Source organism: Alishewanella longhuensis (genome assembly GCF_014653435.1).
Classification (GTDB): Bacteria; Pseudomonadota; Gammaproteobacteria; order Enterobacterales; family Alteromonadaceae; genus Alishewanella; species Alishewanella longhuensis.
Window position 1 is genome coordinate 405,931 of the sequence record NZ_BNAO01000001.1, and the last position, 21,184, is coordinate 427,114.

Consider the following 21,184-nt stretch of genomic DNA (forward strand, 5'->3'; position numbering starts at 1 on the left):
AAACAGCCGCTCGGCACTGACGGGTTTTAACAGATAATCCACTACCTCCAGTTCAAAGCCTTCCAGTGCATACTCTTTGTGGGCGCTGATAATAATCACTGCGGGTCTGTTGTGCAGCACCCGCAACAGTTCGATGCCCGTCAGCGCTGGCATATTAATATCCAGCAGTAATAAATCCACCTGTTGCTGTGCCAGATAACGTAACGCTGCAGTGGCATTGTAGCAGCCAGGCAGCAGGGCAATATCATCGCAGCCTTGCAGATGATGTTTAATGACCTGATGCGCTAGTGGCTCATCATCAATGATGAGTGTCTTTAACACGGCTCCAGCTCCAGCGTTAACTCGGCACACCATAAACCCGCTTGTGGTTGTGCACTAAAACGGTGTTTACCGCTATACAGCAGACTAAGCCGTCGGCGCAGATTATCCAGCCCGATACCCGGCGGGCGCTGCCCGGTTGCCTCTGGCACGCTATTAATGCAGCGCATCTGCAGCCAGCCTTTTTCCACGCTGATGCTTAGTGCGATGCTGCAATGCGACTGGCTTGGCTCCACGCCATGTTTCACGGCATTTTCCAGTACGGTGATGAGCAATAATGGCGCGATCTGCCATTGTTCTGGCTGCGTTGGCCAGACAACGTCAAGCTGGCATTTATCACCGCTGCGAATGGCTTGCAGCGCGAGAAAGTCCTGCAAATACTGCATTTCCTGCGCCAGGCTTACCCGCGCATTTTGCCCTTCGTACACGGTATAACGCAGTAAGTTTGCCAATTGTAGCACCAGTGTTGGCGCTTGCGCCGAGCCAGCCAGGGTCAGGGCATATAAGTTATTTAGTGTATTAAATAAAAAGTGCGGATTAACCTGTTGCTGTAACAGTTGCAGCTCAGTTTGACTTTGCCGCTGTGCCACTTCAGCCAGCGCATTTTCTTGTTGCTGGCGCTCAAACGCCAGAATAACCGGCGTGCTGACAGCCAAAACCACAAAACAAAAGCGAAAATTATCCGCGGCAAAAATGTTGTAATCCTGCGAGGGCAGGAAAGTAAATTCCGGGATATTCATCGGTAAGCATAACACGATAGCAGACAGCAGCGGCGTCAGCAGAATGATGCCGATCAGGCAGCCTGCCATATAAGCAAACACGCCACTGCGCGCCAATACCTGGCGGATCAGCAGATAACGGTTGAGCCAGCAGATCAGCAAAATACAGCTGCCCATTAGCAAAAACTGCCATAGGTAGCTTAGGAAATACTCAAAATTCACGATAACCGTATGGCTGTTAATAACGGCCTGCAGCGGCTGATTGCGCACCGGGTCGTCGGTAGAGGCGAAGATACCCGCCATCACCACCGCCCATACACTCATCAGCAGCAGCAACACCGAATTTAACGAAAACAAGCGGGAAATCAGTTGAAAACCCGCACTGGCATTGCGCTGCGCTAACCAGCGACTCAGGCCATAACCGCTACTGGCCAGCAGTAACAGTAGCCAACCCTGCACCGAGAATAATGCCGAAACAGCGTAAGCCTGCCACTGCTCAGCCAGCCAAAACAAGCATAGCGGGTACAACACAAAACCCGCGACCCAAATCAGGCCTGCCCAGTAACGACTGCGCAGATTGGTAGCGCAGGCAGCGACACGCGCGGCAAAATAATGCGCCAGCAGCAGCGGCGAGCTTTCTGCCAACAATTGCAGCACTATGCGTAAAAATTCCGCGGTACTTTGACTCTGCCAGGAAAAGTGCCGGATAGCCGCTTCCAGCAACAGCGCCGCCAACAACGGCAGTTGGTTGCCGGCTAGGGGGTTAAACCTGAGTTTAGCTTTAGCGAAAGCTGGGTTAAGCATGGTGTTTTCCTGCCAGAGTTTTGCATAGCATGGCGCAAAGTGTCTGAGGTGTCAGCCAGTGAATGACGAAGTTAGCGCTTTTACGGACCAAAGTAAATTTGCACGCCCTAAGCCATTAGCGTCTTTTATCATCGCAATCAGTCACTTTGTCATTGCTTGATTGTAGCGAAGCGGTGCCCGGTCTAGCCTGAGGGATATTTTTTAAACAGGAACCGCTTATGCTGACAATCAACCAACTTTCAGTTACTTACGCAGATGGCACCCGGGCACTACAGGATATCAACCTGCAGTTGCCTGCCGGTATGGTCGGCTTATTGGGCCCTAATGGCGCTGGCAAATCAACACTGATGCGCACTCTGGCTACACTACAAACACCCGATAGCGGCCAGATACACTTTGCCGATCTGGATGTACTACAACAACCAGATAGTCTGCGTCAGCAACTGGGTTACCTACCCCAGTATTTCGGGGTTTATCCACATATGAGCTGTATTGCTTTATTGCGGCATATGGCGGTATTAAAAGGCATTCATAATAAAGCCGAGCAACAACAACAGATTGACTCCCTGCTGCAGCTGACCAACCTGAGCGCAGTGGCAAAAAAACAGGTCGCTAGCTTTTCCGGTGGTATGCGCCAGCGCTTTGGTATTGCTCAGGCTCTGCTGGGTAACCCGCGATTATTGATTATGGATGAACCCACCGCTGGGCTGGATCCGGCCGAGCGCGAGCGCTTACACGCCTTACTGGTCACTCTCAGCCAACAAAAACTGATCCTGCTATCGACTCATATCGTGGAAGACATTGAAAATCTGTGCCCCTTTGTCGCGCTAATCAATCAAGGGCAGATTGTGCAAAGCGGCCCAGTATCAAGCCTGCTTGCACCGCTACAAGGTCGGATCTGGCAAAGCCCGCTGCGACCGGAAGATAGCAGTATCCTGCTCAGTGAAAGCTACCGCTTTGGGACGCCGACCTACCGGCTGTTAAGCCAACAACAGCCCTGTGCCGCAGCCGAGCCGGTAGCGGCGACCCTGCAAGATCGCTATTTCTTTGAGCTGACAGCTAAGGCGGTTAACCATGTTGCTGCTTAAACTGCTGCATAATGAGCGCCGCTATTTGCAACGCCAACCTTTGGTGTGGTTGGCGCTAATACTACTGCCAATAGCGGCCTATATTTTTGCTACCGGTGTTACTGGCATGGACACCCTTGCCGACAAACGACTGCAAGCGTTACAGATGACCCTACTGATGTGCTACCTACCGTTGCTGTGCGGCGCACTGGCACCTTTGGTGTTGCTGCGCGATCACAACCACGATATGACGGAGCTGGTCCACAGCACACCACTTAAGCCGTCACAGCGCTTGCTGGCCCGGGTTGCTATATTAGCATTATGCTGTGCCGGATTAATGCTGATAGGCTTTTCTGTCATTTATTATCTGCTGTGCCGGCATTTTGGTTTTCAGGCCTCACTTCTGCTGCTACACCTGTGGGACTTTGCTTTTATGGCCTTACCCGCCTGTGCCTTTTATGCCATGCTGGCCGCTTGCTTGACGCAGCGTTTCTGCAGCAATGTGGTGCTGTACGCCATATTTGCCAGTGTGTGGCTACTGTATCTGGTATTGGCCAGTATGACCGGCGCTCCCATGTTAGCCGGCAGCACTATTAGCAGCGATCTGCTGTTTAATGTTATGCGTCTGCTAGACCCATTTGGCAATACCGCGCTGCTAGCCCTGTATCAGCATAATCCGCCGCAACTTTACGGCGACAGCATTTTTTATTTGAATCGACTCCTTTATTGCCTGCTGAGTGTCGGGCTGTTTTATCTTAGCCTACGGTTAAAACCCTATCAGCACAGCGTCAAACCGCTGCCAGACGACAGTAGCCATAAGCTGGTGCAAAAACAGCCTTATCGCCCGGTTACCCCTAAAGCTGTCGGCGCGCTGCAACTGTGGCAGCTATGCCGGATGGCGCTGCTTGGCGTGCTAAGACAGCGGCTAAACCAATTTATCCTGTTGGGCTGGACTTTACTGCTGGGCAACGAAGTGCTGTCGGGCATTCACTATGCCGAGCCGCTGGCGGTGCTAAGCCCTACCAGCCTAGATGCAATTAATCGCATTGCCGATGATGTGCTGCCCTTTCTTGGTTGTTTGTTAACCCTGTTCTGGAGCTACCAGCTTAACTGGCGTAACCGCCATAGCGCCATGGCCGAGCTGATTGCCGCTGCGCCCGTGCGCTCTGGCATACTGCTGGCGGGCAATATGCTGGCATTAACCGCGCTGATTCTGTTACTTATACTGCTAAGTGCCCTGGCTTGCCTGTCGGCAGAATGGCTGGCCAGCAGTGAAATTAACCTCCGTCTTTACCCCGAGGTGCTGGGCAAGGTCGCGCTGTCATTAACCTTACTTGGCGCCCTGTTTAGCGTGTTTCATACCATTTGCCGCTCGCCGCTAACGGCTGCAGTCTGGTGTGTTGGCATCTTGCTACTGAAATATACCCCACTAAGCGGCAAATTAGGCTTAACCCATACTATGTGGAATATCGCCGGCTCTCCGCTGCAACCAGCCGATGCTTTCTGGGGCTTTGAGCAAAGCCAGTCGGTATTCTGGCCCTTTATGGTGTTCTGGTTGTTATTGGTCATTAGCTTACTGTGGCTGGCGGCACCTTGGTCGCACCGCAGCGGCAGTTTTACTAACCCCAAACGCTGGAGACTAGATTTGAGCAGCAGCCTACTGCTGACACTGGCGTTAATAAGCGGCGTGCATTTGCACCTTAATATCAGCGCCGAACGGCCACTTATGAGCTCAGATCTGCGGGAACAATGGCGGGCCAATTACGAACAACGCTATGCCAGTTGGGGCAGCGTTGCCCAGCCGACTATCAGCCATATTGTCGCGCAAGTGGATATCTATCCACAGCAGGGCGAGGCAGTTTTCTCGTTAGATTACACACTGCAAAATCGCACAGCTGAGCCGGTCAGCAAATTGCTGGTAGGCAATTACTCGGCTACCACTATTGATGAGCTTCGCCTGTCGGTGCCACATAGTATTGAGGTAGATCAGCAGCTGGGCCAATATACATTGACGTTAACCCAGCCACTGACACCCGGCGACACAGTGCAAATGCACAGTAAACTACACTTTATACAACCCAGACACTGGCCGGCAGTGTTACCACAACTGGTTAAACCCTCCTTTAGTTATCTGCGTGGCATACCGCTGTTACCTACTATCGGTTTTCAAGCTGAATACCTGCTGCGTGATACAGAACTTCGCCAGCAATATGGTCTGGCCTCACTGGAGCTGGCTAAGCCTTCTCAGCTATTTGCGACAGCGCACGGCAACACGCCCGCTCATCCGCAGGCAACAGCACAGTACGATTGGCTCAGCCTGCACTCGGTGGTGTCGACCGATGCCGGGCAAACGCCACTGGCCCAAGGTGAGCTATTAAGGCAATGGCAACAGCACGGGCGGCAATACGCCGAGTACCAAACCCGCGGGCCCATCCGTAACGCAGTGGCATGGTATTCGGTTACCGGGGAGACACTCAGCCGGCAACACGGCACTACCCGTCTTACGCTATACAGCCCGTTAATAAATGCTGCAGCTGAGCTGAATATGCAGGCAATGCAAGATACGCTGGACTGGATGACGCAACATATCGCGCCCTATCGCGGCACACAACTCAGTTTGCTGGCGATGCCCGATATGGACACAACCGGCTACGCCCTGCCACAGATAATCATGATCAATCATCGGGTCGGTTTTCGTGCTGAACCTGCAGCAGATGCTGGCTTTGATCAGCGCTATCGGCGTGCTGTGCATGAAACCGCACATCAATGGTTTGGCCACGATATTGGTAATGGCGTACTGGCAGACAGCGCCTTCTTAGTTGAGTCGCTGGCAAAATATATCGAGCTGGTGCTGATAGAGCAACGCTATGGCACCAAGGCGATGCAAGCGTTGGTAGAGTATGAGCGAGAGCGCTACGCGTTAGCGGTTAGGCGCAGCACTCAACCACTGTCAGCTCTGGTCGATGCGACGGCAAGCCATGATCTCTATTCCCGCGCTACCCTGGTTTTTGCCATCTTGCGTCAGCAATTGGGTGATGCCGTCATCAGCCAGGCGCTGCAGCAGTTGTGGCAACAGCACGCTTATCCAAAAACACCCGCCACTTCCATGGATTTTGTGCGGGCGCTACAGGCGCAGGTTAAGCCAGCACAGCAACAACTAATACAAGAGCTATTACTGGGTACTAACAACGCCCTATTGTTACCTTAAATATTATCTAAGGAAAAGAAGATGATAAATACTATAACCAGATTAATAGCTTGTGCTCTACCTATCTGTTTCACTGCAATTGCCCAGGCAGCATCCGCAGAAACTAATTATGGCGAGCTGGAGCAAGCTTACTATCACCGACAATATAGTTTGCTTGCCAGTAAACTTAACACCTTGGATGCTAAAGATGTGCGAATAGAAATTCTTGAAGTTGCGCTCGCTGTGGCCACCAATCAACAAGACAAAGAAGCGCAACTGGAAGCCTTGGTAGCGCGTCATCCCGACACCGCGCAAGTACGCTATGTTGCCGGTAAGCTTTGGTACCAAATAAAACAGCAGTCAAGCCTTTTTAATAAACTTGGGCTGGTGGATAAATCCAACGAAAACTATATTATTGCGGCGAAATTAGAACCTGAAAATCCGCAATATCTGGTTGAGGCCGCAAAAGCACTTGCGATTAAAAGTGGCTTTTTTGATACGAAAAAGCAAGCATCTAAAGCCATTGTCGACAAGCTGGCTCAACTTGATCAACGCAGTTACTACCTGGCATTGATGGATTACCTGCAGAATACGCAAAATGCAGCGGACGCGAAAAAAACGGTCACTATTATCCGCGCTGAGTTTAATGATGATGTGGTGTTGTTAAATCGTGCGGCAAATTTATTGTGGACCTTTGCCGAAAAACCTCAAGCTCAGCAATTGTTTGTGGCTAGTTGTAAAGTAAAAACGCTGGCGATAGCACAGTTCCCGCAGTGGCGTGAGGCTTGTCTGTCTGCTGCCTATCTAGCATTACAAGATTATGGCGACAAACAGCAAGCTCTTGAGGCGTTAGCTTTATTGCTCAGCGAAGATAAAGTAAAAGATGAGCAATACGTCGAGTATTTAATGCTTTATGCCGAGCTTAATAAAGCGATGGCAGATAAAGACGCTGCTATAAGGAGTTACCAACAAGCGTTAGCGTTAACGACCACAGGCTCAACCCAAAAAGAGATCCGCACTAAATTGAAAAGGTTAACTAATTAAATCTTATACAATTCCTCTTGCCATAGTTGAGGTATTCATCAGCTTTGGCAAGAGTAGACGTCGCCTTTGCTAACATTGTGTCCTGCATGACCTTTATCGTTGGGCTCTGTACTCTGCGGGCGTCAGGCCGGTGCTGCTTTTAAAAGCTTTGTAGAAAGATGAGCGGGCATTGAAGCCGACGGCCATAGCAATACTCAGCACACTGTCTTCGGTTTGCTGCAGTTGTTGTTTTGCTGCGACAATTCGCGCTTCGTTAATATAGTCATAGAAGGATTGCTGCAAAGTTTGATTTAGCGTCTGCGATAAATACTGTGCTGAGACGCCAAGATGCTCTGCCAGTTTGTATAAGGTGAGTGCCGGATCCAGATAGAGTGCCTCGTCATATACCGCGGTTCGCACTTTGTTGGCAATGCGCTGTGCCTGCGCCTCACCTAAAGCCGAGCGTTGATATTTATCTGTCGCCGCTGCAACAGGCGTCTCAAAAGGCGTGGTTTCATTTGGCGCTTTATAACATTCCGTAAACCCCGGCAGCTGATTTAAGCCACAGGAACACAGCAACCACACCAAGATCAGTGCCAATAGCAGCACCCCAGTTTCGTTTAACCACGGCGAACCCATCGCGTCTTCTATCAATAACACCAGCACCGCATAACCCCAACTTAACACAAGTATCGCCATCAGGCCGTTTAGCCAGTACAGGCTTTTCCCGGCATCCGCTGCAAATACCTGATGCAGTTTATCTCTGTACTGTTTTAACAGCAGGGTAATACGTACCAGATAAAACAGGCTTAAACCCAGCCACAATAAGGTTGCTAGTAAAAAGCCGATAGCAGTGAGTAAAACTTGCCCTTGCAAGTCGGCTTCGTCAGCGAAGAATAATGCCTGCTGCTGAGTTTCCGGCAGGGTGTAAATAAGTAATGCCAAGGGAATAGCAATCAGCTGTGGCCAATAACCTTTGCTGTAGCGCCACTGCCAATGCCATGGCTCAACGGCGCTAAGCGCTTGCGCATATAAGTACAAACTCACTGGCAGTGCAAAAAAAGTGATGGGTAACGCGGCGATATACAGAAAAATGCCTGCAGGAAACAGCTGAAAAACCGCAGGGCCGCTGATAATTACTGCCATGCTCGCCAGCGCGATAAGCAGTGGCAGCAAAAAGCGCTGCTGTGCTACCCGTAGCAGCAGTAACTGTAGTGTTAGTAACAGCATACCCAGTGCCAAGAGGCTTAAGAGCAGTTCAGTCATATTATTAATCTGCATTTTTACATAGTCCCAGTTTACGGCCTTTTTGTGGTGGGTAACAGCAAAAAGCTGTCCGCGCTTATCGTCACGGACGACATAAAAGTTTTAATTACATAGCCTTAGATAAGCTGTCTCCTGCAAATGGTGGGAGGCGCTTAACAGTGAATGTCAGAAGAGCAAATGCAGAGGAGATTTTATGCGCGACAAGACAATAGCAAGTCCAGCAATACTTCAAGCCGGTGGCGTGGCCGCCTTCGGTATGGCGTTTTGCTATATTAGTGTGGCGGTCATTTTCTTTGGCCTGATCACGCTGCCGCCAGATTTAGACAGCCTGGGCCGGCTACAGTATTTTTTGCAGCAGCAATATCTGTGGGGCGCCATCGGTTATGGTATTGGTTATCTGGTCTTTGGGGTACTGCTGGCAATCTTGTTACAGGCGCTACGTCAGGCGATAGCCGAACCGCAATCTGCTCTTGCCGGTTTAGCGGAGCGCTTTGGTAATGTCTGGCTGGTGCTGATGATGGCATCTGGCATGGTGGCATTATTAAGTATGGAAATGACATTACGCTTGCTCGACACCAACACTGAGCAGGCATTGGCACTGCATAACACCTATCAATTGCTTACCAATGCGCTGGGTGGTGGCATCGAACTAGTAGGAGGGCTTTGGGCATTATTGCTAAGTATGGCAGGGCTTAAGCACAATGTGTTTTCTAAGTCGTTATATAGTTTAGGTATTATTGTTGGCAGCCTGGGTATTGCTACTGTGCTCCATACCCTGCCATACCTGAAAGACGCCTTTGGTATAACGCAGTTTATTTGGTTTATCTGGCTGGGCGTGACGTTACTGCGACTGGCGCGTGAGCTATAAGTTTGAGTGAGTTTGAGCTGCGCCTGTGGCATTGTGTTCTAAGTACACAGGCGCAATCAAGCCGTATGGTTAATGCAGCTTCAACTTGGGCCGCACGGCCCGGTTCATTTTTTCCACCAGCACCAGCAACATGCCTTTCCACCAGCCATGAATGGCAATTTGGTGCATGCGGTATAGCGACATGTACACAAAGCGCGCCAGCTTGCCTTCAATAAACATGCTGTTGCCGGTCAGGTTGCCCATTAGGTTACCGACGGTACTGTAGCGGCTTAAATTGACCAGTGAGCCGTGGTCTTTGTAGACAAAAGCTTTGAGCGGTTTTTGCCGGCGTTGCCGCAAAATATTCTGTCCCACCAGACTGGCCATTTGATGGGCCGACTGTGCGCGCGGAGGCACCCAACTGCCATCCTGCTGTTGGAAGCCGCAACAATCACCCAGTACATAAATGGCTTCCTGTTTTTTGGCTTTGAGCTCTGGCGTGACCAGAATTTGCTGCAAGCGGTTCAGCTCAAAAATGCCAAGTCGGGCGATAAAATCGGGTGCTTTCACTCCTGCCGCCCAGACCATCATCTCGGCGGTGAGTAGCTTACCATCTGCCGTGATAAAACCCTCTGCATTGGCAGCACTGACTTTGGTGTCTTCCCGTACTTGCACCCCGAGCAAACTGAGTTCTTTACGCACCGCATCGGCAATGCGCTTGGGCAGCGCGGGCAAAATACTAGGGCCAGCTTCCAGCAAGTGAATGTTGAGTTTTTTAGCACTCATGCCGGATAAACCGTAGCGTTTGGCCAGAGCTGCTACATGGTAAAGCTCGGCAGCCAATTCGACCCCGGTAGCACCGCCGCCGACAATGGCAATATTGAGCGCCCGCTCATCGTTTTGTTGGCTGAAGCGGACAAAGTTGTTCATTAAAGCGCGGTGAAAACGCAGTGCTTGCGGGGCTGAATCCAGAAAATAACAGTGCTGGCTTACCCCTGGGGTGTTAAAGTCATTGCTGACACTGCCAATGGCCAGCACGAGGGTATCGTAGGGCAGGGACCTTTCGGCAACCAGCAAGTCCCCTTCATCGGTATAGATGGCCGCTAGCTTGATGGTTTTTCGCTCGGCATCTAAGCCAATCAATTCGCCATGCTGGAAGTGGTAATGATGCCGTGCAGCGTGGGCACTGTAAATCACGCCGTCGGTGTCGGTATCCAGCGAACCACTGGCTACTTCATGCAGCAAAGGCTTCCAGATATGACGGGTGTTCTTATCCACCAGGGTGATCCGTGCTTTGCCAGATTTCCCCAGCGTTTTCCCCAGCTTGGTTGCTAGTTCAAGTCCGCCGGCGCCGCCTCCAACAATCAAGATAGTTTGCATGGTGATACTCCATTTTTTTAAACATGATAATTCCTTCTGAGGCGGCCTTTGTGATTGGCGTAGGTGGCAGCAGCTAATGCCTTATAATAAACTTTTCATGTTGGTAACACTATGTTTTTAAAAAACAGCAGCTGTGTTTCGAGCGGAAAATGTGCGCTGGCGGGAGCGGTCGGTTGTTTGCTCAAGTGGCGATTGTAAGTCCCCTTGGTGATTAGAACTGAATCGCAACACAAGAACCAACAGTCTACCCTTGGTTAGCGGTTAAGCTACTTTCTATAGTATTAGTATTGTGCTTAAAATCCTATTATTTTAGGACTTTAATGCAGGTATTGCTATACATGACATATAATCCTTTTTTTTTAGGATTATATGTCATGTATAGCGTGTTGCTGCTATTAATCCTAACTATTTAGGATTAATATAGAGATTAGAGCGACAATGTTTAAGACAGCTATCGAGGTGGATGTATGGCGAAACGGGTTATGCCAACTGATAAACCGAATATTCAACAACCAGTAACGTTGGCTTCGTTAAGTCAGTTAGTGCGATACAAACGTACTACTTTGGGGGTGTCTATAGCTGACGCCGCTCTATTATTTGGGCTATCCAAGCAGACATATCAAAATATTGAAAAAGGTGCGGGTAATGTTCGAGCTGAGAATTTATTTACTGTGCTGGCGTTATGGGGCATAGAGCTACAGGTAAAAGCAGCGGAAGACAATAATGACTGGCTCTGATAACCTGCCCAAACTAAACGTCTATGCCAATTCTAGTCTGGTTGGCGAGCTGATATTCCTTTCACCAGGCAAGTGCCAGTTTCATTATGCAGCCAGCTGGTTAGCGCAAGGCTTTGCCATCTCGCCGCATATAGGTTTTCAGCAAACAGTATCATCTGAAACCTTGATCAACTTCCTGAAAAACCTGCTCCCAGAAGGCGATGCTTTAAGTAGTTTGCTGAGTTACGAACGCTTATCCAAAGAACATGTGTTTGCCATACTAAAAACCATTGGGGCTGAAACCGCCGGCGCTCTATCGTTTCATAACAGCCAGCCTGCAGATGCCGTTAGCAAACTTCGGCCAATTACGGACGCAGAACTGGCTGAGCGCCTTAGCAGCCAGGACACGAGTCAGCTGGTGTACTGGGACGGTAAGTTCCGGCTATCCGTTGCCGGTGTGCAAAACAAGCTAAACGTATATGTTGATGAAAACCAGCAGCTATCGCTGGCCGACGGCAACTACTCCAGCACACATATTGTAAAATTCTCTGCTGCCAACTATTGCAGTATCGTCGTGAATGAGTTGTTTTGTATGCGGCTGGCTGCAGCAGTTGGCATTGATGTAGCCGAAGTACAACAAAGGCATTTTGGTGGTCACCATGCTCTGCTGGTTACCCGATTTGACCGCAAACGTTCTGAACATGGCATCAGCAAACACCATATGATTGACGCTTGCCAGGCATTAGATTTGCCTCCTGAGTATAAGTACGAACGCCAGTTTGGCGATGATCGCGACGTTGCCAATATCAGAGATGGCGTAAGCCTGAGTAAGCTCATTTCATTTGCCCGCCTTACTGCAGTGCCATTGCTAACTATCCAAAAAATGCTCGACTGGTTACTGTTTAATCTGATTATTGGCAACAGTGATGCTCACGGTAAAAACATCAGCTTTTTTGTTGGCCGCAACGGCATTAGCCTTAGCCCCTTTTATGATTTAGTTTCCATACTGCATGAAGCGCAACAACACCGTCAACTTAACACTGATTTGGCAATGGCAGTTGGCGACAACTTCGATATCAATACTATCACTGCGTACGACTTACTGACATTTGCAGACGAGGTTGGCCTCAAACCGGCTCTGATTAAGCGTCGTCTGGATTCACTGGCTATACGCTGCCAAAATCTGGCCAACCGGCTGGATTTTAGTACAGACCAACTTACTGCCGAACAGCAAGCTCATATAAAAAACTTAACCCAGCTCACTTTGCAACGCTGTGACTACTTTCTACAACAAAGCCGCCAGTTTAACGCTGTTTTACGGTCAGCTTTTTAGAGCAGAGCGCTACCTGCAGTGGCAAAGTCGATACACAGAATAAGAACAGCAGATTAGCGAATTGAAATGGGCTTAAGCCGCATACTCTGCATATTTTGCTGTCTTAGCCCTACGAGTTGCTGGCACAGCAATTGTTGGTAGGGTAAAAACGCGGCAGCGACCGTGTGCTCCGAAATCCCTGCAATAAAGCTCAGCTGCGTGTTTGGTAGCATGGCGGTGCTGGCTTGTTGTTGCAGTGTTGTCAGTTCTGGCAACAGTATGGCGCTGTAGTCTTCGTTTAAGGCGATACTGACGCCTTTGGCATCAAAGTCGCCAAAGTACAAAATGGGTTTGTTCTGCTGAAAGCAGAATGTTTTCAGGGCTTTACAACCTTTGCTATATAACTTGTCGCCACGATAAATAATCAGCGGCTGCTGGTACAGCAGTGCCAGGTTAAAGCGTTCAAGCTGATAAAAACAGTCCAGGTTTTCTACTACTAATAAAGCATCATAGTTGCTAAGGGGTAACTGTTGCCAATCGATATCCGTAAAGGTAATGGTTGGTAAGGCAGTGGATTGAATGGGGTTATTAAGCTTAACTAACACCCTATGCTGGCGCGGGCTTGGGCCAAGGCTTTTTAGCTCTTGCTGGTGAACAAGGGCATTATCTAAGCGGCTCTGTTGCTGAATCTCATCCTGAAAACAGGCCTGTTGTAATTGCCGCTGTGTGGCGGCAATGGCTTTTAGCAGCGGCAGATCAAAACTAAATTGTGGTAATTGCAGGCTGTTAGCGGGCACTAACTCATGTTCTGTGCACCAGCGCAGCACGTCCTGCACAGATTTAGTATGCGTTTTTACCCGCTCGCTGCCACTGGCATTAAGCCGCTGTTGCAGTTGCTGCAAGTAGCGTAGCGCCTGCGCAGTGAGCGGCGGGTAATGCATTAGGCCGCCTGTAAACCAATACTAATATCGCGTATCAGCAGCAAGCTATTAAAATCACTGGCTGGCGCTTCTTCGCGCAGAATGGCAAACATTTGCTTTTCGTCAACCGGCAAGGCTTGGTATTCGGCGATAATCTGATAGAGCCAGATTTCGCTATCCCATTCCAGTGCCTGCTGCTCCAGATAGCTTAGCGCACTGAGTTTACCGCCTTGATCAATCACCCGCAGGTAGAAATTCTCCACATCGGTTTTTAGGGCCTGTTGCCGCGCAGCTATTTCCTCATCCTGCAGTAAGGCACTAAAGTTGGCGCTTTGCGTGTCTAACAAGGTTACGGCTGCAGGGCGCGGTAGTGACCGCACCAGTTCGGCTAATACCTGGCGCTCGCTGGCTTTATCCAGGGCGATGGCGGCGTGCGGTTTAATGGCGGCAGACTGATTAAAGAGCTCTGGCACCTCACTGCGATTCGGGTAATCTGCCGGTTGGTATTTCGGGTGCTGGCGCAAAAACGCTGCCATATTGGCAATTAACAGAGAGCGGGATTGCTGCTGGCGGAATTTAGCTAATAGCTCAACCAGCCGTTTTTGCACCTCTAATAAACTACTGTGATGCGAGCTTAGCTGGCTTTGCAGCTGACTTACCAACAGTTTGCGTAAATGGTTATTACCTTCAGATAGCTCAATTAACTCGGTAAAGTCGAGTAAATCCAAGCCATCTAGCAAGCGGCGTAATTGCTTTTGCGCCCGTTCGTTTTCCCGAATTTTATCATCCAGGCTGCTGACAAAGCCAAAGTCGCTGTTCAGCCGGTGCCATAGGCTGTCGATGGCCTCTTCAAACTGGCCGCTTAAATCATGCACATGTTCGGTCAGGCGTTGCAGCTGCAATTCGGCCACGCTGTAATCGCCCTTATACTGGGCATCGCGATAGGCTTGGACCCGGTTACGAATTTGCTCCAGCTTTTCGGCCACGTCAGCGTTAATCTGCCGGCGGTTTTCATCGGCCACCATACTGGCAATCAGCTCGCTGACTAACGGCCGCAGTGCCAGTGGCTGCTGTTCATCTGGCCGCCATAAAATCCGGGCGGCAATTAACTTTTTTAGCGCCCCTTCGCTAAAGGCACTTTCATCAATAAAGCCATCTAAGTACCCCTGCATCAACTGCTTATGATGCTTACCCAATAAGGCTAAGCGTTCTGCGCCTATGGTAAAGAGGTTAGAGGCGGTGGCAGTGTCTAACGGCGCCATCAGAGCAGCGCCTCCTGCGTGGGGGTGTCGTCAACCGGCAGATGCTCCTCGTCGCGGATAAAGCGAATCACATCAATTAAATAATCAATTTTACCGGTCACAATATAGTATTGGCGCTCAGCATGGGGTTGCAGCAAATAACCATGCTCTTTTAAGCGCCGGAAAATTTGCTTAACCTGGCTATCGAGCTGCTCGCTTTGGCTGTTAAAAAAGCGATCGCTAGCGAGTTGGCTTAAGCGCTGGCGCAAGCTTTGGTTATCTTCAGTGCGTAGCACAAATTCTTGCAGTTTAATGGTATCGCCAGCGGTTAAGGCGCTATCGCGGCCCATGGTTTCTTGCACCAGTTGCAACCATTCCAGCAAGGGCAATAAGGATTGTACTGTTAGGGCAAACTGGCTGCTTAACTGCTCCCGCGCGTCTTTGTTCAGTTCGTGATAACCCAAAAAGTACACACTGTGATCATCATTGCTGACTAACCGCCGATTCAGCGGCCGCAGATAATGGTTAATATCCTGCTGGGTTTGCTCCAAACTTAAATGCCGATAGGCATCTTCTTCGGTAATCTTACAAATAAAATCACCGGCCAGCAGGCGCTCGAGTAAAGGTCCGTGTTGTAACATCAGCTTGCCTCCTGCTGTTTCTGGGCTAAGCGCTCGGCTAAGCGACTGACTTTAGGTTGAATGCGTTTGAGCTGGCGCTTGGTAGGATCTTGCTGGCTGGGCTCAATTAAATAGCGATGCTGGAACAGCATTAATACATCTGACTCTGGGTTCGGGAAGGCACCGACAATCACAATATTATTGCTGCTACAGGCCGTAAATAGCTTTTCGACGTTGTGATAGGCGAGCGTACCAATTTCATCGATGGGCCAGTGAATGGTGACTTTGGCTTCGCCACGCAGTAAGCGGGTAAAGGCCAGTAAGTACTTACATAAAATCAGGTAAGCCATACCGTGGCTGGACGATTCCAGCAATTGCCGATCGTTTTTAATCACCAGCTCGGAGCCACCTTCACTTAGATGCAGCTCTAAGCGCAGCAGCGATTCAATAGTGTATTGCTCATCGGCGCGCAATAAATCGACCACATCGGCCAGTGCATTCAGGTATTGCTCTGAGGGTAGGGCTTTACCCGAGGCGCCCCAATCATCATACAGCTTGGCAAAATGTTTGAGTGGTTGCCAGAAACCCAGCTCATCAATGGTAGATAAGATGCGTACTTCCGAGCGGCTAATGCCTTCCAGCACTAAATCGTCGGCTACGGCTTCGCTTAAGCGGCGGCTTTGCAGCGCAATACGGCGGTTAATATCACTAAATACGGTGAAGAATTTCTTCAGATCGCCACCGATATTTTCACCCATTTCCAGTAATTGTTGCTGCTGGCCTTTTAGGATCTCCAGCAGGTTTTGCAGAATCGGCAATTGCTGGCGTTTACCGGCGTAGTCTGGCAACTTGCGTTTTTCGTGCTCTAAGCGATCTAAAAACTCCGGGCCGGCATCTTTACTCAGCACGCTTTCAAATTGCTCTAACGCCAGTTTTAAGGCGCTGTCCAGTTTGCTGCGTTGCTCTAAGGCTTCATTGGCGCGGGATAGCCGTTCAATGCTATCGGCCGAGCTTTGCAAGGTCGCGGGGGTAACGCTGGCCAGATGTAGCTCCAACAGCTTGGCGAGCACCGGTTTTAATTGCAGCAGCAATTGCTCGGCTTGGGTCATTAGCTCTTGTTGCTGACGTTTTTGTTCTTCCAGCTTTTTCTGCTGGTTGCTGTAATCGGTTTTTAATTGCTCCAGCGCCTGCTTAATGCTGCGTTGCTGTTGTTTCAGCTCGGTTTCTTGTGCCAGCAATTGTGGCCGCAGTTGTTGCCAATCCAGCGAGATAAACTTCTGCCAGGCCGTTAGTTCGTCTTGGCGGTTTTCGGTGGCTTTAATCTCGGTTTTTAACTGATCTTGCTTCTGTTTTAACTCGGTTAAGCGCCGTGGATCAATGCCTTTGGCTGATAGCTCTTCGTTAAAGGCTTGCTGCAGCTCTTTAATTTGGTTTTTATTGTCTTCGCGTTTGTGTTCTAACTGGCGTTCTAACTCATCAATTTGCTCATCAAATACCTGTAGCTCGGCCTGCCAGTCGGTTTTCAGCTCCATTTTTTGGTTATTGTGATCGTCTTTTAACGCCTGCAAGTCTTGCTGTTGCTGCTGTTTGAGCTTGTCCAGCTGCTGTTGCTGGCTACTGAGTTCACTGCGCACACTGCTCTGGCGCTGTTTAATTAGCTCGCGCTGCTGCGCCTGTAAGCGGTTGCGGGCATCGCGGGCATACTCAATATTTTGCTCCGACTGGGTAAATTGCCACTCAGCTTGTTCTACTTGCGCCCGAATTAGCTCGGCTTGTTCAAAACGTTCTTTTAACAGCTTTTCTGCCTGGGCTTTGTTGGTTGTTGCTTGCTGTGATTGTTGCTCGGCAGCATGAATACGATGGCGGATCGCTGCTTCATCTTGCGCATAGTCCGGTGTATCAATGGCGCTAAGCTCTAGCGTTAAACCATAGACACTGTTGGTCAGATCTAAAAGCTGAGGCTGTAAATCCTGCCGCTCTAGTAACCGCTCGTCTAGCACCTTACCCAGCTTTTGCTCCCAGCCATTGTAGTGCAGGCGCAAATAGTGACGCAGGCTACCTTGCTCGGGCGTTAGCTGGCGATGTAACTGCTGTAACTGTTGCTCGGCACTGTGCAAGGCTTTACGGCTTTGCTCTAACTGTTGGTCGGCTTGCTCGCGCGCTTGCCGCGCTTGTTGATACTGCTGCTGCAATTGTTGCAGCTGCCGTGCTTGTTGCTGCGCTTGTTGCTGCGCTTGCTCTAAGCGTAGCTCTGCCGCACGCAGCTCATCGTGTTCTACTTCGGTTAGTGGCGAGCTGGTGAGCTGACTTTGCAATACCGCAATAGCGCTGCTTAATTGGGTTAGCTGCTCGGCAAACTGTTGTTGCGCTTGCTGTAGGCGGCTTTGAAAGGCTTGTTCTAATAACGCTAGTTTGCCGTCTTGCTGCTCGCGGGTGGCGTCTTTTTGTTGCTGTAATTGCCGTGCTTTGGCGCGGTGTTGCTCGCTTAAGCGGTTAAAGGCTTCGGCCAGTTTGGCTTTGCGCTGCTCTAGCTGACGCTCTAAATCGCCATGTTGCTCTACCATCAGTTGGTACTGTTCCAACACTTCCTGCAAGGTTTCACGCCACAGTGGCAAGGCATCGGTATCGCGCTGCAGTTTCGGCATATCTTTGGCGTCATAGTCGTCAAAGCGTTGCTGCAGTTGATCTAAGCGCGCGCTGGTTTCGTGTAAATCGGCTTCGGCTTTACTGAGTTTGCCATTTTGCTCTAATTGCTGGGCGTTATACTGCTCTTTTAACGCCAATAATTGGCCGCGCAGGGTGTTTACCTGTTGTTCGGCATCGGCTTTTTTCAGCTTTTGACTGCTTTCGTCTTGTTGCAGCAAGGGTAGTAAGGCGGCCAATTGCGCTTCGGCGCCATCTAATTGCAGGGCTAATTGCTTTAAGCGTTCAAAATCCTGCTGCAGTTTGTCCAAGCGCATCGATTGGCGCATTTGCTGGATCCACTCTCGCGCTTTGGTGTTTTTCACTTTAGTGGTGGGCAAGGTAACGCCATCTTCTTCAAAAATGGCGGCCAGCATGGCTTTTAGCGTGTCCATTTTGCCTTCTTTGGCATGGACGGCACTGACCAGTTTTTCAATATGCCGTAGTTTATGGCCGCTGCTGACTAAACTAAAGGTCGCGGCTAAGCGGCGTAGTTTGACGCTATCGGCATTATTGCCACGCAGGGCGGCGGCATCGTTTTGAATAATACTGCGGTATTCGCTGGTGGCACTGACTTTGGCTGACACTTGCACATCGGGGCGGGCGCGCATCGCAGCGGCCCAATCGCTATAGCTTAGGGCTTTTACGCCTTCACTACTTTGCGTTAAGTAAAAATCGCTTTGATAAGGCGCCGCCACAAAGCGATAATCCACGCCACCTTCGCTTTTGCGCGTTAATACGACCTGACAGACATCACCGCCTTCGCGTTGATATTCGTAAATGAGGTAGCTGTTGGAAAACGGCAGATAAAACTCATCGAATTTCTTACGTGTTTTCGGCACTACGCGGTTGGGCTGCTCGCCATAAAATACGGGCACTAAACGTTGTAACGTGGTTTTGCCCGAGGCATTGGTACCACAAATATTGGTATGCTGATCCAGCTGTAATTCGACCACACCCGGCAGGTGGGTATGGATAAGCACAATACGGAGTAATTGAGACATAGCGCATCCTGTCGGCGGCGCTAAGAGGCAGCACCGCTATCTTCTATTTTCTGCGGCTTATTATCCATGGAATGGCTGAAAATGCCAGTTGCAAATGTGGTAGGTGCAACTGGCAGTATTGGTTAGTAATGCAGTTTATTGATTAGAATGGAGCGCCTTCGCCTGATCGGGCTCTGGGCGTTTACTTAACCGCCGCCACAACCATTCCATCGGACCTTGCTGGAAATAGCGCGTGTAGAGTTGACTAAACAGCAATTGGGCGCCAATCATCATTATGGCTATGCTTAGCAACTGCAATCTATCTAAAGTCGCGAACCAGTCTGGCTTGATGACTCGGAATAGCAGCACCATTACTAGCGTTTGGCTTAAGTAAAGGGTCAACGCTAAGCGGCCACAGGGTGCTAGACATTGCTGTAGCCCGGGTGAGTGCCGGAATTTAATCAACAGACTGGCAAAGCTTAATGCCATCATCACCTCAGCGATATAAGCCCAAGGCAGTATGCCACTAAGCGTTAGCATATAGTGACTTATGCTATCTAACCAGATGACAGTGCCGCTTAAGAGTAAGCTACCGCAAAACAGCAAGGCGATTTGCTTAGTGTTATAACCTAGCTCAAACCAATGGGTTTTATAAAGCGCAATACCTAGCAGCATGAGCGCCGAGGTATACCATAAAATACCCAAAACAAAAGCTAGCGCCATAAATGCACTTAACTGAAGATTTTCTATGACTTGCGGTAAGTAAGATCCAGTCCAAATGGCGATCTGTTGCGCTACCATCTCAGCGTTAGCAAGCTCCACTTCTCTAGCAACAGCAGAGAATAAATACATTAAGCTGATTAAAGTAGGGAAAATCATACCAATGCAGAAAAAGCGGATGGCCTTGCGCCAAAGCTCAGCAGCAGTAAGCTGAAAATAACCGCGTTTCAACAAAAAAAGCCCAGTTAATGCATACCAAAGCAAAACATCACCAAACCAAATTAGCCAGCCGTGAATTAGCCCTAATAGCAGCAGCCAATATAGGCGGCGCTTGAGATAGTCGGCACCGTACTTTTCTGCGATTAAATATAAGCCCACACCAAATAAGATACTAAACAGGCTGATAAAACGACCTTTAATAAAGAGCGTTTGAATATTGTAAAGCAAGGTGTCGGTGCTGCTTGGCGCAATTTCTGTCCATTGCAGACTGTGGGCATAATCGGGTGGGAAGGCAAAGGCGAAGATATTCATTAGTAATAACGCTAATACTGCCAGGCCGCGGATCATATCCAATTGTTGCATCCGTTGCATGTTAACTCCTGATAAATGTTTAAATAATGTTTCTTTTAGGTATCCACAATAGCATGGTGTTGATAAATCACAATGGCTTAAACAAGGTGTTGTGTGGGGAATTGCATAAAAGGGTAGTGTGATTAAGCCGTGTTTTCCGGCGCGGTAATCTGGATAGCGCCGGCACTGATGTTTTGCAATTGCTGGGTAAAGGTATCACTGCTTTCAGCTGGCAGTAACAGCTTTAGCAACACAGTTTGCTGATAGTCTGCGCTTAGCAGTTCGCCGCCATATTGCGCCAGTAGTTGGCGGATGCGGGCCTCAAAGGCAAAGTCGGTGTTGATACTAAGCTGCACTTTGGGGCTTAGCGTAACAAGGGTGGCCAACTGACTGGCTTGTGATACTGCAGCCGAATAAGCCCGTACCAAGCCGCCTGCACCAAGTTTAATACCACCAAAATAGCGCACCACTACGGCCAGGCTATTGCCCAGCTCTCGCTCAGTTAACACATGTAGCATAGGCTTACCGGCGGTACCGTTTGGCTCGCCATCGTCGCTAAAGGCTTGAGTTTGCGGTTGCCGGGTATTGCCAATAATATAGGCCCAGCAAACATGGGCGGCATCTTTATAGCGCTCACGATAATGCTGCACCCATTGCATCGCCTGCTCGCGGTCCGTCACCGGCTGCAAAAAGGTTAAAAACTCACTGTTTTTTTCCGTAAGGCTATGTGCTACCGAGGCGGCTAGTACTGTATAGGAGCTCATCGGTGATCATTCAAGCTTTATTGAGAAATAGGCAGGTATTATAAA

At 49.6% G+C, this 21,184-nt stretch carries 16 protein-coding genes; 6 read left to right on the top strand and 10 right to left on the bottom strand.

Annotated elements, in window-relative coordinates; translation table 11 throughout:
* Together IE163_RS17715 and IE163_RS01705 are read right to left on the bottom strand one after the other, a co-directional pair.
* On the bottom strand, nt 1–321 hold a 321-nt coding region (locus IE163_RS17715), incomplete at its 3' end, for a LytR/AlgR family response regulator transcription factor (RefSeq protein ID WP_229833395.1).
* Nucleotides 315–1,841 carry a sensor histidine kinase gene (locus tag IE163_RS01705; RefSeq protein ID WP_189429482.1) on the bottom strand — a complete coding sequence of 509 codons (1,527 nt, stop codon included), beginning with the start codon at nt 1,839–1,841 and terminating at the stop codon, nt 315–317. The genes IE163_RS01705 and IE163_RS17715, both read right to left, overlap by 7 nt.
* 218 nt (nt 1,842–2,059) lie before the next feature.
* Between IE163_RS01705 and IE163_RS01710 the strand changes: the two genes are divergently transcribed.
* From IE163_RS01710 to IE163_RS01720, 3 genes are read left to right on the top strand one after another with little or no spacing between them, the layout of a single operon-like run.
* The gene (locus tag IE163_RS01710) at nt 2,060–2,929 is read left to right on the top strand and encodes an ABC transporter ATP-binding protein (protein ID WP_189429484.1); all 870 of its coding nucleotides are present in this window, start codon (nt 2,060–2,062) and stop codon (nt 2,927–2,929) included.
* Complete coding sequence (locus IE163_RS01715; protein WP_189429486.1) at nt 2,916–6,116, top strand: M1 family aminopeptidase; 3,201 nt, start codon at nt 2,916–2,918, stop codon at nt 6,114–6,116. Before IE163_RS01710 ends, IE163_RS01715 begins: the two co-directional genes overlap by 14 nt.
* 21 nt (nt 6,117–6,137) lie before the next feature.
* On the top strand, nt 6,138–7,139 hold the full coding sequence (locus IE163_RS01720) for a tetratricopeptide repeat protein (RefSeq protein WP_189429488.1): 1,002 nt from the start codon (nt 6,138–6,140) through the stop codon (nt 7,137–7,139).
* A 93-nt stretch (nt 7,140–7,232) separates the two neighbouring features.
* On the opposite strand, the gene IE163_RS01725 is transcribed toward IE163_RS01720, so the two are convergent.
* Nucleotides 7,233–8,384 carry a helix-turn-helix transcriptional regulator gene (locus IE163_RS01725; protein WP_189429490.1) on the bottom strand — a complete coding sequence of 384 codons (1,152 nt, stop codon included), beginning with the start codon at nt 8,382–8,384 and terminating at the stop codon, nt 7,233–7,235.
* Between the two features lie 193 nt (nt 8,385–8,577).
* Between IE163_RS01725 and IE163_RS01730 the strand changes: the two genes are divergently transcribed.
* Nucleotides 8,578–9,252 carry a hypothetical protein gene (locus IE163_RS01730; RefSeq protein WP_189429492.1) on the top strand — a complete coding sequence of 225 codons (675 nt, stop codon included), beginning with the start codon at nt 8,578–8,580 and terminating at the stop codon, nt 9,250–9,252.
* Between the two features lie 69 nt (nt 9,253–9,321).
* On the opposite strand, the gene IE163_RS01735 is transcribed toward IE163_RS01730, so the two are convergent.
* Nucleotides 9,322–10,611: an NAD(P)/FAD-dependent oxidoreductase gene (locus IE163_RS01735; protein WP_189429494.1), complete on the bottom strand. Its 1,290-nt coding sequence runs from the start codon at nt 10,609–10,611 to the stop codon at nt 9,322–9,324.
* A 467-nt stretch (nt 10,612–11,078) separates the two neighbouring features.
* Between IE163_RS01735 and IE163_RS01740 the strand changes: the two genes are divergently transcribed.
* Both IE163_RS01740 and IE163_RS01745 read left to right on the top strand, forming a co-directional pair.
* A complete protein-coding gene (locus IE163_RS01740; RefSeq protein WP_189429496.1) occupies nt 11,079–11,348 on the top strand; it encodes a helix-turn-helix domain-containing protein in 270 nt (89 codons plus the stop codon).
* Entirely contained in the window at nt 11,335–12,660 is a 1,326-nt protein-coding gene (locus IE163_RS01745; protein WP_189429498.1) for a HipA domain-containing protein, read from the top strand. The genes IE163_RS01740 and IE163_RS01745 overlap by 14 nt, the downstream gene beginning before the upstream one ends.
* 53 nt (nt 12,661–12,713) lie before the next feature.
* On the opposite strand, the gene IE163_RS01750 is transcribed toward IE163_RS01745, so the two are convergent.
* The 6 genes from IE163_RS01750 to IE163_RS01775 form a co-directional block, all read right to left on the bottom strand.
* Complete coding sequence (locus tag IE163_RS01750; RefSeq protein ID WP_189429501.1) at nt 12,714–13,580, bottom strand: DUF7281 domain-containing protein; 867 nt, start codon at nt 13,578–13,580, stop codon at nt 12,714–12,716.
* Nucleotides 13,580–14,821, bottom strand: a complete 1,242-nt coding sequence (locus IE163_RS01755) for a hypothetical protein (protein WP_189429504.1) — start codon at nt 14,819–14,821, stop codon at nt 13,580–13,582. The genes IE163_RS01750 and IE163_RS01755 overlap by 1 nt, the downstream gene beginning before the upstream one ends.
* Entirely contained in the window at nt 14,821–15,441 is a 621-nt protein-coding gene (locus tag IE163_RS01760; protein ID WP_189429506.1) for a condensin complex protein MksE, read from the bottom strand. Before IE163_RS01760 ends, IE163_RS01755 begins: the two co-directional genes overlap by 1 nt.
* Nucleotides 15,441–19,106 carry an ATP-binding protein gene (locus IE163_RS01765; RefSeq protein WP_189429508.1) on the bottom strand — a complete coding sequence of 1,222 codons (3,666 nt, stop codon included), beginning with the start codon at nt 19,104–19,106 and terminating at the stop codon, nt 15,441–15,443. The genes IE163_RS01760 and IE163_RS01765 overlap by 1 nt, the downstream gene beginning before the upstream one ends.
* A 135-nt stretch (nt 19,107–19,241) precedes the next feature.
* Complete coding sequence (locus tag IE163_RS01770; protein WP_189429510.1) at nt 19,242–20,396, bottom strand: DUF418 domain-containing protein; 1,155 nt, start codon at nt 20,394–20,396, stop codon at nt 19,242–19,244.
* Between the two features lie 122 nt (nt 20,397–20,518).
* On the bottom strand, nt 20,519–21,139 hold the full coding sequence (locus IE163_RS01775; RefSeq protein WP_189429512.1) for a YigZ family protein: 621 nt from the start codon (nt 21,137–21,139) through the stop codon (nt 20,519–20,521).
* Nucleotides 21,140–21,184: the final 45 nt, after the last annotated feature.

Excerpts from the sequence above, each read along its gene's own strand:
- IE163_RS01705 (WP_189429482.1), bottom strand. The coding sequence starts at position 1,841 with ATGCTTAACCCAGCTTTCGCTAAAGCTAAACTCAGGTTTAACCCCCTA.
- IE163_RS01710 (WP_189429484.1), top strand. The coding sequence starts at position 2,060 with ATGCTGACAATCAACCAACTTTCAGTTACTTACGCAGATGGCACCCGG.
- IE163_RS01715 (WP_189429486.1), top strand. The coding sequence starts at position 2,916 with ATGTTGCTGCTTAAACTGCTGCATAATGAGCGCCGCTATTTGCAACGC.
- IE163_RS01720 (WP_189429488.1), top strand. The coding sequence starts at position 6,138 with ATGATAAATACTATAACCAGATTAATAGCTTGTGCTCTACCTATCTGT.
- IE163_RS01725 (WP_189429490.1), bottom strand. The coding sequence starts at position 8,384 with ATGACTGAACTGCTCTTAAGCCTCTTGGCACTGGGTATGCTGTTACTA.
- IE163_RS01730 (WP_189429492.1), top strand. The coding sequence starts at position 8,578 with ATGCGCGACAAGACAATAGCAAGTCCAGCAATACTTCAAGCCGGTGGC.
- IE163_RS01735 (WP_189429494.1), bottom strand. The coding sequence starts at position 10,611 with ATGCAAACTATCTTGATTGTTGGAGGCGGCGCCGGCGGACTTGAACTA.
- IE163_RS01740 (WP_189429496.1), top strand. The coding sequence starts at position 11,079 with ATGGCGAAACGGGTTATGCCAACTGATAAACCGAATATTCAACAACCA.
- IE163_RS01745 (WP_189429498.1), top strand. The coding sequence starts at position 11,335 with ATGACTGGCTCTGATAACCTGCCCAAACTAAACGTCTATGCCAATTCT.
- IE163_RS01750 (WP_189429501.1), bottom strand. The coding sequence starts at position 13,580 with ATGCATTACCCGCCGCTCACTGCGCAGGCGCTACGCTACTTGCAGCAA.
- IE163_RS01755 (WP_189429504.1), bottom strand. The coding sequence starts at position 14,821 with ATGGCGCCGTTAGACACTGCCACCGCCTCTAACCTCTTTACCATAGGC.
- IE163_RS01760 (WP_189429506.1), bottom strand. The coding sequence starts at position 15,441 with ATGTTACAACACGGACCTTTACTCGAGCGCCTGCTGGCCGGTGATTTT.
- IE163_RS01765 (WP_189429508.1), bottom strand. The coding sequence starts at position 19,106 with ATGTCTCAATTACTCCGTATTGTGCTTATCCATACCCACCTGCCGGGT.
- IE163_RS01770 (WP_189429510.1), bottom strand. The coding sequence starts at position 20,396 with ATGCAACGGATGCAACAATTGGATATGATCCGCGGCCTGGCAGTATTA.
- IE163_RS01775 (WP_189429512.1), bottom strand. The coding sequence starts at position 21,139 with ATGAGCTCCTATACAGTACTAGCCGCCTCGGTAGCACATAGCCTTACG.